Source organism: Paenibacillus sp. 32O-W, from assembly GCF_007679495.1.
Taxonomy (GTDB): domain Bacteria; phylum Bacillota; class Bacilli; order Paenibacillales; family NBRC-103111; genus Paenibacillus_L; species Paenibacillus_L residui.
Genome location: NZ_VEGP01000061.1, coordinates 20,716 through 36,584, shown reverse-complemented (window position 1 = coordinate 36,584; position 15,869 = coordinate 20,716). Strand labels below are relative to the sequence as shown.

Annotated in this window: 14 protein-coding genes and 1 pseudogene; 2 read left to right on the top strand and 13 right to left on the bottom strand. The window is 48.6% G+C overall.

Annotation, left to right across the window (positions count from 1 at the left end; genetic code table 11):
• Positions 1 to 236 precede the first annotated feature (236 nt).
• Positions 237 to 1,493 carry an alpha-L-fucosidase gene (locus tag FS806_RS19885; protein WP_260982182.1) on the bottom strand — a complete coding sequence of 419 codons (1,257 nt, stop codon included), beginning with the start codon at positions 1,491 to 1,493 and terminating at the stop codon, positions 237 to 239.
• A 299-nt stretch (positions 1,494 to 1,792) separates the two neighbouring features.
• Between FS806_RS19885 and FS806_RS19880 the strand changes: the two genes are divergently transcribed.
• The gene (locus FS806_RS19880) at positions 1,793 to 2,236 is read left to right on the top strand and encodes an OsmC family protein (protein ID WP_144940112.1); all 444 of its coding nucleotides are present in this window, start codon (positions 1,793 to 1,795) and stop codon (positions 2,234 to 2,236) included.
• Positions 2,237 to 2,334: 98 nt separating this feature from the next.
• Here FS806_RS19880 and murQ read toward each other — a convergent pair whose 3' ends face one another.
• From murQ to FS806_RS26340, 5 genes are all read right to left on the bottom strand, one after another.
• Positions 2,335 to 3,246, bottom strand: a complete 912-nt coding sequence (gene murQ, locus FS806_RS19875; RefSeq protein WP_144940110.1) for an N-acetylmuramic acid 6-phosphate etherase — start codon at positions 3,244 to 3,246, stop codon at positions 2,335 to 2,337.
• Between the two features lie 107 nt (positions 3,247 to 3,353).
• Positions 3,354 to 4,178, bottom strand: a complete 825-nt coding sequence (locus tag FS806_RS19870) for a carbohydrate ABC transporter permease (protein WP_144940108.1) — start codon at positions 4,176 to 4,178, stop codon at positions 3,354 to 3,356.
• A 12-nt stretch (positions 4,179 to 4,190) separates the two neighbouring features.
• Positions 4,191 to 5,120 carry a carbohydrate ABC transporter permease gene (locus tag FS806_RS19865; RefSeq protein WP_144940106.1) on the bottom strand — a complete coding sequence of 310 codons (930 nt, stop codon included), beginning with the start codon at positions 5,118 to 5,120 and terminating at the stop codon, positions 4,191 to 4,193.
• Between the two features lie 20 nt (positions 5,121 to 5,140).
• A complete protein-coding gene (locus tag FS806_RS19860; RefSeq protein ID WP_144940104.1) occupies positions 5,141 to 6,439 on the bottom strand; it encodes an ABC transporter substrate-binding protein in 1,299 nt (432 codons plus the stop codon).
• Between the two features lie 461 nt (positions 6,440 to 6,900).
• Entirely contained in the window at positions 6,901 to 7,140 is a 240-nt protein-coding gene (locus tag FS806_RS26340; RefSeq protein WP_222126730.1) for a hypothetical protein, read from the bottom strand.
• A gap of 53 nt (positions 7,141 to 7,193) precedes the next feature.
• Between FS806_RS26340 and FS806_RS19855 the strand changes: the two genes are divergently transcribed.
• Complete coding sequence (locus FS806_RS19855) at positions 7,194 to 7,406, top strand: DUF6366 family protein (protein ID WP_144940102.1); 213 nt, start codon at positions 7,194 to 7,196, stop codon at positions 7,404 to 7,406.
• Positions 7,407 to 7,646: 240 nt separating this feature from the next.
• Here the strand turns inward: FS806_RS19855 and FS806_RS19845 are convergent.
• From FS806_RS19845 to FS806_RS19820, 7 genes and pseudogenes are all read right to left on the bottom strand, one after another.
• A pseudogene (locus FS806_RS19845) lies at positions 7,647 to 8,924 on the bottom strand (response regulator).
• Between the two features lie 513 nt (positions 8,925 to 9,437).
• A complete protein-coding gene (locus tag FS806_RS19840) occupies positions 9,438 to 10,382 on the bottom strand; it encodes a VanZ family protein (RefSeq protein ID WP_144940096.1) in 945 nt (314 codons plus the stop codon).
• A gap of 375 nt (positions 10,383 to 10,757) precedes the next feature.
• The gene (locus FS806_RS19835; RefSeq protein WP_222126729.1) at positions 10,758 to 12,737 is read right to left on the bottom strand and encodes a discoidin domain-containing protein; all 1,980 of its coding nucleotides are present in this window, start codon (positions 12,735 to 12,737) and stop codon (positions 10,758 to 10,760) included.
• On the bottom strand, positions 12,713 to 13,627 hold the full coding sequence (locus tag FS806_RS19830) for an extracellular solute-binding protein (RefSeq protein WP_222126728.1): 915 nt from the start codon (positions 13,625 to 13,627) through the stop codon (positions 12,713 to 12,715). Before FS806_RS19830 ends, FS806_RS19835 begins: the two co-directional genes overlap by 25 nt.
• Entirely contained in the window at positions 13,531 to 13,923 is a 393-nt protein-coding gene (locus FS806_RS26335) for a hypothetical protein (RefSeq protein WP_222126727.1), read from the bottom strand. The genes FS806_RS19830 and FS806_RS26335 overlap by 97 nt, the downstream gene beginning before the upstream one ends.
• Positions 13,924 to 13,953: 30 nt before the next feature.
• A complete protein-coding gene (locus FS806_RS19825) occupies positions 13,954 to 14,826 on the bottom strand; it encodes a carbohydrate ABC transporter permease (protein WP_222126726.1) in 873 nt (290 codons plus the stop codon).
• A gap of 8 nt (positions 14,827 to 14,834) precedes the next feature.
• Positions 14,835 to 15,818: an ABC transporter permease gene (locus FS806_RS19820; RefSeq protein ID WP_260982181.1), complete on the bottom strand. Its 984-nt coding sequence runs from the start codon at positions 15,816 to 15,818 to the stop codon at positions 14,835 to 14,837.
• Between the last annotated feature and the right edge of the window lie 51 nt (positions 15,819 to 15,869).

Here is a 15,869-nt window from a genome sequence, read left to right as displayed (position 1 = left end):
CTCGATCCCTCCACCCGCATAGCGGGTGGTTTTTTGTTTCGCGCGTTTCACGCACTCAACTGGCTAAAGCCTAAATAAGAAGCAGCCCCGATCCTGTAGAACGGGGCTGCTCTTGCTTTATGCTAAAGACAAGTTCGGGAAGGGCTCTGCGGACCTGACTTTGCCATTTCACTGAATGGAAGGATGCCTGTACCGTCCTAACGGCTTGCCGTTAATCCTGATGGTCAATCGCTGCCCTATAGCTTCTCCCCGACATAATGAAACGATAGTTCTCTCACATGAGGTTCGCCGTCCGACTCCAGCACTTCCATGACAACCTCTCGTGCGCGGATAGGCGCGAACCGGCATATTGCCTTATGCCCGACACTCTTTCCTTCGTAAACCGGGATTAACCTCTGTGATTTCTGAGTCATTACCGAAATTCTGAAGCTTCGAATGCTCTCCCCGTGAGCAAGCTCCTCTTGAATCACTGCATGATCCAGAAGGATGGTCCGTTCCGGCCTGAACGTCCAGCACCTGCCCTCCCTCTCGCAATCCGCGAGCGTAGCGATCGGGCTGGCGAAACGCTGCCGGATCACCTCGCCGAACTCCAAAATCCGTTCCGCATCCTTATCCGGCAGAAGCCCTCTCCGGTCGGGCCCGATATTCAACAGCAGATTGGCTCCGCGGCCGACCGAGTAATAATATAGCCCGATCAGTTCGTCGATGCTTTTGACCGTATGTTCGTCATGATCGCTGTAGAACCAGTTCGCCCGCATTTGGACATCACATTCCGCGGGAAGCCGCAAGCTCTCTCCCAACTGTTCTTTCCTCTCCGTCTGAATGGAGAAATCGACGGCATCCACCGTATTCCAGCAGGGGTATGGGGCGACCCCGTCCTCGTTGCCCACCCAGCGAAAATCGGGATCCCCCATATTAAAAATCAAAATATTCGGCTGAAGCCTGCGAATCTCTCCAATAATCCGCGGCCAGTCATATTCGTGGTCTTCCGATCCGCAGCCGTCGAACCACAGAATATCTATTTCTCCATACTTCGTCAGCAGCTCCGTTATTTGATTGACGAAATAATCGTCATAGGCCTTGCCGTCATGGAGGAAGCTCTCGGCGGAAGCATCATAGGGCGAGTAGTACAGACCGGGCTTAACCCCGTACTTGCGGCAAGCCGCCACAAATTCGCCGACGACATCACCCTTTCCGTCTTTCCATGGGGTATGGGCTACAGACATTTCCGTATAGGCCGACGGCCAGTTGGAAAATCCGTCGTGATGCTTCGCCGTAAACACCGCATAGTTCATTCCCGCCTGCTTGGCCGTTCTAATCCACTGCCCGCAATCCAGCTCGACGGGGTTAAATGCCGACGGAGACATGGGCCTCTCATCGAAATCCACGTATCCTTCATAAAAAGTACGCAAGCCAAAATGTATAAACAGCCCATACTCCCAATCCTGAAAAGCTAGCTGTCTGGCACCTGGAATGATCTGTCTGCCGCTCATTATTAACCGTCCCTCCCTATCTTATTCGAGTCCCCCAAATAGGACCGCCTTCAACCCCAGGCTTATCCATTCCCCTAAAATCCGCTGATTGACGACTTCCCATCCAAATACAGGAAAAGTCAGTTTTCCTTCAAGTATATACCGAGAAACGTTCCACCGGATTAAAAATTAACGAAATAGAAAATATATAATTTAAAATTAAATTCATACTAAACAGGTGGGTAAAATATGTTATAGTATTATAAACCGATAATAGTTAGTCGGAAGACTTAAATTTACTATACAAGGGAGTGCTAATAATGCCGGTAGAAACTTTTAAAGCAACCGCCCATTTGCAGGACGGACTGGTCGTCAAGACCCGTTCCAGAAATTTCGAACTGTTAATAGACGAACCGAAAAGCTTGGGAGGAACGGATACGGCCATGAATCCGGTGGAAGCTCTGCTCTGCTCGCTGGGCGCGTGCCAATCCATCGTAGCCCGGGTGTATGCCAGGAAGTTTGATGTTCAGCTCGATGATTTCCGGGTAGAGGTGGAGGGGGATCTGGATACGGACGGCTTCATGAATAAATCGGATGTTCGCCGCGGGTATTCCGACATCCGTTACACCTTCCATATTAAAACCTCCGCGCCCCGGGAACGGGTCGAGCAGTTTATTCAATTTTTGGAACAAACTTGTCCGGTAGGAGATACGATCGCGAACCCCGTCAACCTTAAGTTAAACGGAATTATCATTGAAGAGTAAATATCGTGAAGACAATAAGCCAGAGAGCCATTTTGTTACGATTACGGCCCTCTGGCTTATCCATTCGAGAATCTCAAACCTCTAAACATTTTCTTATACTAACGTCCCGCCAACAGCTTGTCCGCCGCTCCGAAATGCTCTCCCGTCCGCTTAAGGGCATCTAGCGCCTCTTCCCTGCCGATCGCGTAACGCTGCATAAGAATCGCCACTCTCGCGTCCCCGCCGGCCCGTTCGCAGTAATCGGCGGCCGTCGGCCGATCGACACCCGTCGCATCCATGACGATATGGACGACCCGCTGCTTCAGCTTATGGTTCGTCGCCTGCACATTGACCATCAGGTTGTCGTGTACTTTGCCAAGCTGAATCATAGTGACCGTGCTGAGCATGTTCAGGACGAGCTTCTGCGCGGTTCCGGCCTTGAGCCGGGTAGAGCCCGTAACGATCTCCGGGCCGACAGGCACCTCAATCGGCCACTCCGCCGCGGCGCTCAGCGGGGTGCCGCTGTTGCACGAGATGCTGGCGGTCACCGCGCCGATTCGCCTCGCCTCCTGGATGGCCGCGATCACATACGGCGTCCGGCCGCTTGCCGTAATGCCGACGACGGCGTCATGTGCGGTCACGACCGCGGCCGCATCGCGCCGCCCGGCTTCCGCATCGTCCTCGGCGTTCTCGATCGCGTGGCGGATGGCGCGGTCCCCTCCGGCGATGATCCCCTGCACCAGCTCGGGGCTGACGCCGAATGTCGGCGGGCATTCCGACGCATCCAGAACGCCGAGCCGGCCGCTCGTTCCGGCGCCGATATATATCAATCGGCCGCCGCTCCTAAGCGCCTCCACAATGCGCTCGATGGCCGCCGTAATCTGCGGCAGCGCCTTGCGCACCGAGAGGGCGACGGTCTCGTCCTCCCGATTCATCAGCTCGGCGATCTCTTCTATGCTTAAGCGGTCCAAATGCCGGGTGCGTTCATTTCTCTGCTCGGTGAGCAGTTCACTGATGTTGGCCTGCTCCATGGTTTAGTTCCTCCATTTCTTGCATTTCTTGTGAAGTACTCTCCGGTGAATCTATCATCCGCTTGGCTATTGCTTTGCGCTTCTTCAGCTTCCGGCAATACTTTGTGTTACTTAACCGCACCTGCCGTCAATCCGTCCATGAATTGCTTGGAGGCCAGGAAGAACAGAACCAGCATCGGTAGGGAAGACAGGGTCAGACCGGCGAAGAGCACGCTCCAATCGGTAGAATATTCGCCGAACAGCGTCAGCATTCCGACAGGAATCGTCTTGCGGGTTTCGTCCTGAATGAAAATGAGCGGAAAGAAGAAGTCATTCCATACGGTAATAAAGTTCATGATCATCACCGTACCGAGAGCCGGTCTCATCAACGGCAGCAGTACGTTCCGGAAAATTCCCAAGTCCGAGCAGCCGTCAATTCTGGCGGCTTCCTCCAGTTCCTTGGGCAGTGTGCGGAAAAAGCCGGTCAAGATCAGTACCGATAACGGAATGCCGATCGCCGTATAGACGAAGATGAGCGACCATTGGGTGTTGATAATGGCCAGCTGCTTCATCAGAAGGAATAACGGCACGATCCCCAGCTTGATCGGAATCATCATGCCCAGCAGGAAGAAGAAAAACAGCGCCCCGTTCCAGCGGAACGAATACCTGGCGATATAGAACGAAGCCAATGATCCGCTGACTATGATGAGAGCGACCGAAACAACGCTCACGAAAATACTGTTCGTCAAGTAGTCCAAGTATGGAAGCTGATCGATCAGCTTGACATACGCCTGGAAGCTCAGCTTCGTCGTCAAGCCCATAGGATGCTTGAAAATATCAATATTCGTTTTGAGCGAAGAGATCAGCATCAAGAAAACCGGGTAGAGGCTAATGAAAGCCAGCAAATACGCGATGAAATACTGTGCAATCCGAAGGCTTCTGCTTGTTTTCATATGGCTCCCCCCTTAGTGCTGAATCTCATTTTTACGTGTGAAGTACAAGAATAAGGCCGACAGGCTGGCAATGATGAAGAACAGAACCACCGCAAGCGCGGAACCTAATCCGATAGCCACAGAATCCCCGCCGCCGGCTCCGCCGAACGCAATACGGTAGAAGAAGATGGCCAGCGTATCCGTCGAATTGAACGGTTCCCCCTGCGAGCCTTCCATCGCATAAATCAGCTCGAAGGCTTCGAAAGCATGAATGAACGTATATACCGTTATAATAATGATCGACGGCATCATCATCGGAATGATCATCGTACGGATCATCTTGAAGCCTTTCACCCCATCCAGTCGGGCCGCCTCGATCACCTCCTGGGAGATTCCCTGCAGTCCCGCCAGGAAGATCAGCACGGAAAATCCGATGCCGAACCAGCTATTCACGAGAATGATGGCCGTAAGCGCCGTGTCCGGATCGCCAAGCCACGGTCTGGCCCATGAATCGAGCCCGACCTGCTTCAGCACCGTATTCAGAACACCGTTGTTCGGATTCAGGATGAGCTTCCACAAGAAACCGACGACAATGACGGAGAGCAGACGCGGGATAAAGTACGCCATCTTGAAAAAACCCGCGCCCTTGATTTTCGAATAAATAATATAGGCCAGCACGAACGCAATCCCGTTCTGTACAACCATCTCGAGAATAAAGTAATAAACATTATGGCCGAACGCATTCCAGAACAAATGATTGAACGGCTCTTTAGTGAACAGACTGACGAAATTGTCGAACCAGATAAAGGCCCCTTTTTGAAACCCCTGCCAATCATACAAGCTGTAGCTGAATGCAGCCAGAATGGGGTATACGATAAACAAGGTATAAACAGCGAGGGCAGGGAGGGGGAAAAGATGCACCACCCACCTCGTTCGCTTAACGTTTCTCGTCCGATTTCCCATGTCCTCGCCACCTCACGGAATTATTTTTGCGGTTGGAACCAAGAATCAACGCTCTTCTGCACTTCATCCGCCACTTGCTCCGGCGTCATTTTCTCCAGATACATGCCCTGCAGCGAAGTTTCCAGCGTAGATTTGGAGGTCGGGTTGCCCGCTCCGAAATGAACAACGAACAGATATGGCGTCGCGATCGTATCCGCGTTCTCGGCAATCTTCGAAACGAGCGGATCGTCCGCGGTAACTCCCGGAATAGTGCTCGGCTTCTGCAGCTCGTTAATGACCAGCGTACCGAATTCTTTGGTCGTCATGAACTCCAGGAACTTCAATGCCGCTTCCTTATGCGGGGATTGCTTGTTGACGGCGAAGGAACCGTCCACCCATGTCGTCACCGTCGCTTTGCCGTCGGCGGATTTCGGAGGAACCGGGAACATATCGAGCTCAAGCTCCGGATTCATCTTCTTCATGACGGCCACCTCCCAGTCCCCCATCACGAACATTCCCGCTTGCTCGGTAACGAACAGGTTGCGCATATCATCCATGCCGAGACCGATATAGTTGTCCGGGAAATACGGGGCCAGCTCCTGCATCATCTTGACGGAATCCACGAATGCGGGGTCCGTCAGCTTCGCTTCGCCCGATGTGACTTTGTCCACGAAATCGGACCCTCCGTAGACACTTGGCCCCAACGCACCGTGAGTCAGGGACAGAATCCAGCCTTCCTTGGAACCGAAGGCAAACGGAGTTACCTTATTCTCCTTCAGCTTCTCGGCCACCTGGATCAGTTCGTCCCATGTTTTGGGCTCCTGCAGGCCGTATTGCTCAAAAATCTTCTTATTATAGAAAATCTGTGTCGAGCTGAACACCGTCGGCACTCCGTACAGCTTGCCATCACTTCCGGTCGCAGCCAGCAAGGTATCCTTGCTAAAGACGTCGATTCCTTTCAAGTTGTCAATCGGCTCCAAATATCCGCCGTCGGCCAGCTGTCTGCCCGCCGCATACGGACGCAGATGGATAATATCGGGACCGCTGCCCGTCTGCAAAGCCGTATTCAATACGGTGTTATACTCCGTGTTCTTCGTCGGTTTAAATTCGATTTCAATGTCCGGATTGGTCTTGTTGAACTCCTTGATGATCTTCTTGTAAGCCTCTGTATCCTCTGTACGCCAACTTCCGATCGTCAGCTTAACCTTCTCTCCTCCCGGCGCCGGCTGCACGCTATTGTCAGGTGTACTGCTTGGCCCTGCATCCTGCTTGCCGCATCCGGTCAGTGCCGTTGCCGATATTAGAGCAGCCGTCAACGCAATGGTGGTCCAACGTTTCATATTATGTTGCCTCCCTTTTTAAATTTAACTTTCTTTATCATTTATTTAATCCTCTGAAAGTATGAGGAGAAAACCGCAGCGAAAGCGATTCCAACAATGATGAAAAATCCAATAACCGCAGCAGCGGAAGGAATATTCAAACCACTTCGAAAGCCCTTTCGCCAAGACAAAACCTACGGTCATAACGATTGGTTACAATGGAAATGTTTGTGAAATTTTATTTCATGTTTGAGTTAAGTATATAAAATATTATTTTTAAAATCAATCCTTTTTGCAAAATATATAGCAGTCATTTATTGCAGGTTTCTTCTTACGGAAGCATTGAAGTCGAATAAGCGCATAACACGCCGTATAAAGAGACGTTTTTATCGCGCCCGTAAAACGGAAGCATGTGCATTGCTCTTTCCAGTCTTTTTACGGCAAGGACAAGTTTCAAATTCCTGCGAATATACATCTATTTTTTATCCAAATGGGATATTGAGAGAAAAGCCTGCGATTATGCATTTATTTTCGTAGTAAAAGGCTCCCTCTCCACTCAAACGAGAAAAAAGATGTATTTTGTCAGCCTTTGCTGCGGCAGCGAAGCCAAACCGCCCCAAAACATGCAGATTTGCAGCTTTTTTAAAAAAAGCTTGGCGCCATACAAACGGACCGATCCATACAGAGGTATTGGGGAATATTTGTAGTAATATAATCTGCATAAGAGAAAAACAAGCTGCTCTTAATGTACGCGGTTTGATCAGGAGGCGGTTAAATGGATTCCCGAAAAGAAACACCTGCAGACAAAAGAGAACGTTTTAGACAAGAAGAGCTAAAAAATAACCCCTTCGGTACGTTCAGTGATGGAGTAAATCGTGCCGAATTTGGAAATTTTGCGGATTTAGTTGGCAGGATGGGTTGGAAAGGTACTGGAATTTTAATTTTATTATTGGTTATAGGGTATGCCGTTTATAAATTACTTTTTTAACAAAGGTCCATCTATTACCGCTGGAAGGAATGGGGTTGTATCATAAATCGATCTATGATTTTTCAAGCCCCGCCTAGAGTTAAATTTGGCTACTAGAAAAGGACCCCGTTCCCACACACACAGTGGGTTTAGAGGTCCTTTTTACTTCGTTTTTGGAATGTTCTCGTTTGATGCAAACGCTATTGGGACAGCCCCATTAAAGTTAAACACATGATCGCGAAGGCCAGATATAGCAGCTAATTACCTGTTTCCGCTTGAAATTAACGGCTTACTCTGATTCTTCCAGGCTTGATACCACTCCGTAATCGCAGGGCTGGGCTGCGTATTAAATTTTTCCTTCAACATGGCCCGCAATTGATTGAAGTAATGAAGCACAGACGCCCGATCCCCTGCTTCGGCCAACAATTTCATGAGAGTAAAAAAAGCTTTTAACGAAGTTTTTTCGAAGATGAATAACCCGGTATTAGAGGAAGCTTTTTATGCCAATTAGAAAGTCGCTCCATTTCAATACTTTAATGAACTTAAACTTTCCAATGTGGTAAACCAAGCCTTCTCTTCAAGCGGATATTTATGGCAGATGCTCAAACAATGAGACACTGCCTTATCCAGATGATGGTTGGAATAATACCAGTCCGCTATTTTGGAAACCGTCCGAATCCACATTGCCTGCAGCCTCCGTCTCTCATTTTCCGCCCATGCATAGTTATATTCCTGCAGGTATTCTCCCGTAAACAAGCTCATGGCCTGTTCATATTGTTCGATCGTATCGCGGGATAATGGTGTCTCTGATTGGACAAACCGTTCAAATTGGTCCACATCCAACCGGATATCCTTCAATGCCAACAGATACCCCTCGGATGAGCTAATGATTGCAAAATGATCGCCGAACGGCTCAAGCAATTGACGAATATGATACACCCCGGTGTACAAACGGGCATACGCTCTCTTGAGCTCGAATTCCGGCCACAGCAAATCGATTAGTTCAGATTTGCCGACAACCTGTCCTCTATGCTGGAGCAGATATAGAAACAACTGCTGGATGTCTGCCGTCCTCCAATGCAAAGGCAATATCCCGCCCGATTCATCTGAAATCGTGACATGCGAAAACAGGTTTAATTGCAATATTTCCGTTCTTCGCAACGAATCCGGGCATAGTCCCATCTTTCTTTGTTTAGCCCGTTGAGTGGTTTTAACCAAACGCTCTTGCCGAACCGGCTTCAATATATAATCAAATGCATTAAGCTCAAAAGCCTTGACTGCAAAATGATTATAAGCCGTCACAAAGACAATAATCAATTCAGGCTTCCTCTCCAGAAGCTGTTCAGCCAATTTCAACCCGTTAAACCCAGGAAGCAGAATGTCCAAAAAAACGATATCAACATCGTTGTTTTCAATCACTCGTTTTCCAATCACCGGATCCGTGAATTTGCCTACGATATGATAGTCCGCCATCTTCAGAAGCTGTTGCTCCAAATCATCTATAGCCAGCTTTTCATCATCGATTAAGACCGCCTTCATCGTGCTCTCCTTGATTATCATGGTGTTAAATCCATGTCATTCTGCTTTCTATTCCCACGATCCGCCATTTATCAGTGCTTGGAAGGGAATTTTGAATACCGCAAAAACAGCGCTGCTCTTCGCTGCACAGAAGAATCAGACTGTTCGATAAATAAGCATTCTCGCATTAATACCTAGCATTATGAATGATAGCAAATAAAACTCTACAGAAAATATACATGTAAGTTCTAGTTATATAAATTGTAGAATTTTCATCCTCTCGGCATCGTAGTCTCCAGGGTACCGCCCTCATTACAAACCCGCTCTGCCCCTTTAAATCGAACATCCAACGACGAAAGGCATCATTATTTTCTACTGTGCTTAGGTAGCTGCGTTCGTGAGGGTTGGTTGAACTTTTAAAGAAAAAAAGCATCCCACTAAAGTGAGAAGCCTTAATCAAACTCATAAATTATCATTTATACTTTCTATTACTTGCGTCTGAGTAGCTCGAATAATGCCGGATTATGAATTCCGCTATTCTATGAAACTAACAAGCAGCGCATGTGCTGAAAGGTTATCTTCATTGGACAACCAGACCCTTACCGAGGGAACAGTATCCGTCGAGCTCAACAGGAAGGCGAGTTCCGAAGCCGTCCCTTCCTTATATTGGCTGATGATTTCATTTTTATCGGAATGAATTTGCCGAATAATTATTTTTGTCACAGCGTTGAAGGAGACTGTCACCCTCTCGTCTCCGTCATTCGATATTTCCGATTGTGTCATCGTAACTGTATGCTTCGGAGAACGCTGTACTGTAATCGTGTCCGCATCAATGGATACTAATTCCCCAACCAAATGAGCCGCAGCCTCATCCAAGTCTTCCATTATTTCTTTATTCTCATCTATGTAGACCACTTTGGAAGAGCCAAAAGGAAGCAAGCTGCTATCCACCTTCATAATCGTTGCGCTTCCGGCGATCCCCGCCACCAGAAAAAAGACCACAAGTGCGATAAGGTGACGATCTTGGGCAGGGAATATTCGTTTCATTCCTTGGCAGATAGCAATTCCGAATAATCCCCCCACAACGTTCAAAAGAATATCGTCCACATCAGTGCTGCCCAAAGCCAATATATATTGAACGATCTCAATGGACAGTGAGGTTAAAAACAGAATTAACGTTTGGTAACCAAGCGATTTTTTCTTAACTGTATAGGATATAAATATTCCAAAGGGAACAAAGACCGCAATGTTACCCAAAATGTTGGTTAACGCCATCACTAGATCCATGGGTTCACTAATAAACTCGATGATTGTACGAAGAGGAATGAGATTCACACTTCTTAGTTCAAGAAGCGGATGCGTAAATGCTTTTGATAGTGGGATCGTCTTAAATAAGATGATTTTCATTGCAAAACAAACATATACAGCAAAGAGAAGATAAAACAAAACTAGCCATATTCTTCCTGAATTTGACCTCATCCTTAATTGCACCTCTCTTGAACGGATTGAACCATTTGCATATCACAAGCTTTAACTTCCCGCACTATTCGATTGTTAGAATAAGCATACATTTAACTACCTTCTAAATCTTTAATACTATCTATAAAATGTATAAAATTTTCCTTAATTTAATAAAAAAGGTTTGCGATTCTCTACTTCTATTCCCTTTGTTCATCCAGGGGGGTGAGGTCAAGGAGCATCATCCCTCCTCATTACAAGCTCCTTTTACTCTTTTTTGAGATGTCTTGTAATACAAAAAGAGGCAAGGGATCGTCCCCTGCCTCCGAATGCTCATTCCATTACGGCTGCCATTTCTGTATAATGTCCGTTTCAATCAGAAGCTTCCTTCTTCTATTACTGCAGTTGATAGACGCGAACTTCGGCATAGGAGTTCCATTGGTTTACGCTGTTGCCGTGTCCGGTAATGCGGACATATCTCGCGTCATGCTGCCTCAAATACGTCTTTTCGATATCCAGACTTTCGCCGCTGCTTGTCCCTGTGAACGCCTTGTACCAGTTTTCGCCGTCCAGCGAGGTTTCGATCTCGTATTTGAAGCTCCGCTCATTTCCGCGAATAAAGGCGATGCCGACGCTGTTTACGGTTTTCGCTTCCCCCAGATCGAGCATGATCCATTGGTCGCCTTCCGCTCCCCAATAAGTATCGAAATTACCGTCGATCGCTTTATCCTCCGTGTTCCCCTTGTCGGCTTGCGAGGCACTGGCGGAAACGGCCTCAACCGGCAGCTCGGTCAGACGCTCCTCTTCTCCGTCAAGCGGCGTTAATTTCAAGTTGAAATAGTAAATGCTCTTGATCTCGGGACTTTGCACCGATGATACGATAAGCCTAGCGATGCCGGGAACGTCATCCGCCGGAACAACCTGCACATTGTACAGCGTATGATCGTAGACCGCTTCCACGACAGGCACATTCGTCCGATCTAACGGCAGCCGGATATCATAGCTGAATGTCTGCTCGTTAAAGCTTGGCAGAGGCTCGCCGTCGATGCTTACGCTTTGAACGACGGGAATCGTCAGTTCGCCGTCCGCAATTGTCCACTGATCGAGCGGAACGCCGGTGAACGAAGTATCCGTATCCTCCAGAGCCCCGACAATCGGGATCAACGTAACCGTTATTCTCATTTCCTTCACTTCATCCAGCTTGACAAACAGCTTGCGGATACCTTCATTCTGATGCTGCTTGGGCGGATTGGGCGATTCCGGCAGCGGCTTGGCATCCATCACGCCGAGCTTCGCTTCGATCGGACGGCCCGAAGCGTCGCGGGCGTCGCTGTCCAATCCGACCCACAGCTTCTCCCCGCCTTTGGTCAGAATGGCCGATTGGCCGTCGTCGCTAACTTGAATGTCGGCTTCTGTGTGCATGAACCAGTACGCGGTGGACGGGTTCAAGAAGGAAACCTCGTCCTGAATCGTCGCTCGCGTACGGTTCGAGGCAAGCATCACGCCCCGTTTCGCCGAAGAGACATGCTTGTCATAAGCCTCCGTCAGATTGGCGATCGCAAAACCGCCCAGCGGCTTGCTTTCCGTCTTTTCAATTTTGGCAAATGCCTTAATGTTCTGCTGCGCGCCGCCATCGGGATTGATGACTAACGTGTTATGTCCCTCCGGATTCAAACGATAATAGGTTAACCGTTCCTTATCGTAATTGGAATAGCCCGGAAGATTGTAATCGTCCTTGCCCAGATCAATGGCCCATTGCTGGCCCAACGCTTCGAATACGAAGCTGCCCAGGTCGTAATGCCCGTGGCTGACTACGTTATTGCCCGCCTTCAACCCCAGGAAGCTCGTATTGGGATCGTCCCATTTGCTTCTGAAGGTGGCGACTTCCGTCCCGCTGAAATATTGGTCCAGCTCCAGTGTTTGTCCCGGCAGATAGGAATCTGGCTCGTACCATAGCATTTCGAATTCCGTACCGGCATTTCTGTACTTGATTTTATTGTCCAGATGCACGGAGGCCAGCAATCGATCTCCGTATTTCTTCGCAATCCACAATTCTTCTGCGGCAATCACTTTGTTATTCGAGGCATCGCCATAATTCAGCGAGCCCACCGCCCCGCTCAAATACGTCGGGAAATACCCCGTCTTGTTGAGTCCGGGCGTTTGGTCATATCCGTAGCTTGTCCCTAACGCCGTTTCCAAGGAAGAAATGAACCGTACAATGTACTCCAGCGTATATTTCCAGTAGCTCGGCCCTTCCGCCCATGCTCCGTCTGGAGTGAACTCCAGCAAAATAAAGTCTTCCAGCGCATTGAATGCAATATCCAGTATTTTGCCGCCAAATTGCTCCATCGTCACTTTCTCGTTGGACGGCAGCAATTATCCGTGAAGATCGGCTTGCCGTCGACCATCGTATACGTGTCGCCTTCCATTCCGAAGTTAGCCATTCGGCGGCCCTCTTCCGTAAACCAGAAGTCGAAGTATTTAATCGTGGCCACCGGGTCCGGATTGCTGTGCGAGATCCCCCAGCCATAGTTTTTGGCACGATCGCGCTTGGAAGGTTCCTTCACCACGCCGTTGACGTCCGCCGGAGGAAGCATCGGCTCGAACCGGAAGCCCGGAATCTTGCTCGCCAACTGCTCGTTATAGTTCCCCGTCGAAGCGAAGAAATCATGCGTCAATCCGCCTACGTTATCCGCGAGCAGAATATCTCTCGCCTTGCTTCCCCGAGTGAAGATTTCTTTATCAATCAATCCTTCTTTATACCACTGGGCGATATTTTCCATGGCAACGCCGTAGTCGTCCTCCAACGGCCCGAATACCACTTTACCGTCAAATGCCCGATAATCCGGGTATGCATTCCAGAGCGCCATGAGTCCTTCAATTCCGATAGACGTATTTCTGTGGAAAAAGCCAACTTCATCCTTCTTGTTGTTGCCGTTCGGATCATTATTCACGAACGCCGTTAACACATTATGCAGCTCATCCACGGTTTTCGGTTCTTCCAATCCCAGCTTCTCCAGCCAGTCTTTGCGGATAAACCAGCCTTTCTCCGCTTCTCCATCCGCAACAAACGGGATAAACCATATGTTCCCGTCATTATCGGAGGCCGCACTCCTTACATCGGGATTATCCTGAAGGAATTGCTTCAGATGGGGAGCATGCTTGTCGATCAAATCATTGAGCGGCAGGAAAGCTCCTTCCTGGCCGTATTGCAGGAAATCTTTGGATAGCGCTTGCATAATATCCGGCAGCGAACCCGACGCCATGACAATACTGAACGTTTCGCTGCGACCGTACTCGGCAGCGTTCCCTCCAGCGTGACATTGGTCATCTCCGCAGCCATCACGAAGATGGGCCAATCGTTTTTAAATACTCCCGAATCTTTCGTTCCCATGTGAACCTTCAATTTAAGCGGCTTCTCCGAAGCCAGGTACGGATTTTGGCTATTCTGTGCCGCCGTTTCCCCTTCGGACGGTGCAGCTTCTTTCGGAGCCTTCGAACACCCTGCCAGAGCACCCGCAATGATAGTGGTTGCCGTTAACAAATAGACGATTTTTTTCAAACCTTCCACCCCATTTTTAAAATAGTAGCATTATCCCTTGACCGCGCCTACCAGCATACCTTTGATAAAATATTTCTGAATATAGGGATACACAAGCACAATTGGAAGAATAGAGACGACGATGGTCGCATAAGTTACGGTTTCCGCCGATACCGTAGAGGTAAAGTCCAACGCGGCGGCAAACTCCGATTGCAGATCGTTCTCGACAATCATCTTCTTCAACAGCACTTGAAGCGGGATCTTGTCCATATCGGTCAGCATAATCATCGACCAGAAGTATCCGTTCCACTTCTCGATCGCATAGAACAAGCCGACTGTCGCTAATGCGGGCTTCACCAGCGGCAAGTATACTTTGAGCAGTACCTGCAGATCGTTGCCGCCGTCCACTTTCACCGATTCTTCCATTTCTTTCGGTATGGCTTCAAAGCTGGTGCGGAGCAGGATCACCTTAAAGGCGTTACAAGCAAAAGCGATTATAATGCCTGTCCGCGTATTCAAAAGCCCCAGATCTCTCAAAGTCAGATAGAACGGAATCATGCCGGCATCAAACCATAGAGTTAACGTGACGAAGATCGTAAACCATTTTCTCCCCCTCAGACGTGTCTTCGACAGAGCGTAGGCTCCGCAGATCGTAAAGAGCATGGATACCGCCGTCCCGACAACGGTATAGAAAATGGTGTTAGCATAGGCCACCCATATTTCCGAATTGCCCAAAACCTGTTTATACGCATCGAGCGTAAACCCTTCGGGAAACAGGAGCACTTTGCCCGTAACGACGTTATACGGCATGCTTATGGACGCGGATAATACGTATATAAAAGGGTAAAGAGCCGCAAGCGCCATAATAGCTAACAGAATATTATTGATGATCTTAAATATTTTTTCTCCTCTTGACTCAATCACACTATCACCTACCATAGGCTTGCATCGGTTACTTTTTTGCTAAGCTTATTCGCCATAATGACCAGGATAAGGGCTACGATAGAGTTGAACAATCCTACGGCAGTCGCGAAATCATATCTTCCGTCTATAAGCCCCGAGCGATAAACATAGGTGCTGATGACATCCGCTTTCTCATATGTTGCCGGCTGATAGAGCAGAATGATCGTCTCATATCCGACGCTCAGCAGGTTGCCGACCTTCATAATGAACATCACGACAATGGTAGGCAGTATGCCCGGCAGCGTTACATGGATAATTTGTTTGAACTTGTTGGCCCCATCCATTTTAGCAGCTTCGTAGAGCTGTGTATCTATACCGGCAATCGCCGCGATAAAAACGATGGAAGCAAACCCCGTCTCCTTCCAGAGATTCATGGCCGTATATATTCCTCTGAAATAATCGGGATTGGTCAAAAAATAGATCTTCTCCATCCCGAGCTTCTCCAGAATGAGGTTAATCAGCCCGCTGTTCGGCGCCAGGAAAGTCGTTACGATTCCGGCGATGACGACTACGGATACGAAATGAGGCAAATAAGTCAGCGTTTGCACCACTTTCTTAAAGCCCTGCCGAGTCACCTCGCTAATCATAATGGCCAATATAATTTGGGCCGGGAAGCAAATGATCAGTCCATATAAGCTGATGATGACCGTATTCATGAACACTCTCGAAAAGTATTCGCTTCCAATAAATTCAGTAAAGTACTCGAAGCCTATCCAGTCGCTGCCGCCGATTCCTTTAAACAAGCTGAAATCTTTAAAAGCAATTTGGATGCCCCACATAGGAAAATATTTGAAGACTAGAAACCAGAGCAGGAAAGGGATTAGCAAATAGTACAGGATTCGATCTCGAATGATATCTTTTTTCAATTCTCTGAAATACGTTGCCCAGCTTCTCTTCGGCTTCGCTCTTTTGAATTTTGCCGACGGTTTCATTGGAGCTGCGGTATTGCTCATAGTTATCTTTCACCCCCCCCTTGGTCGGACGCGCAGAACAAGCACAACCAC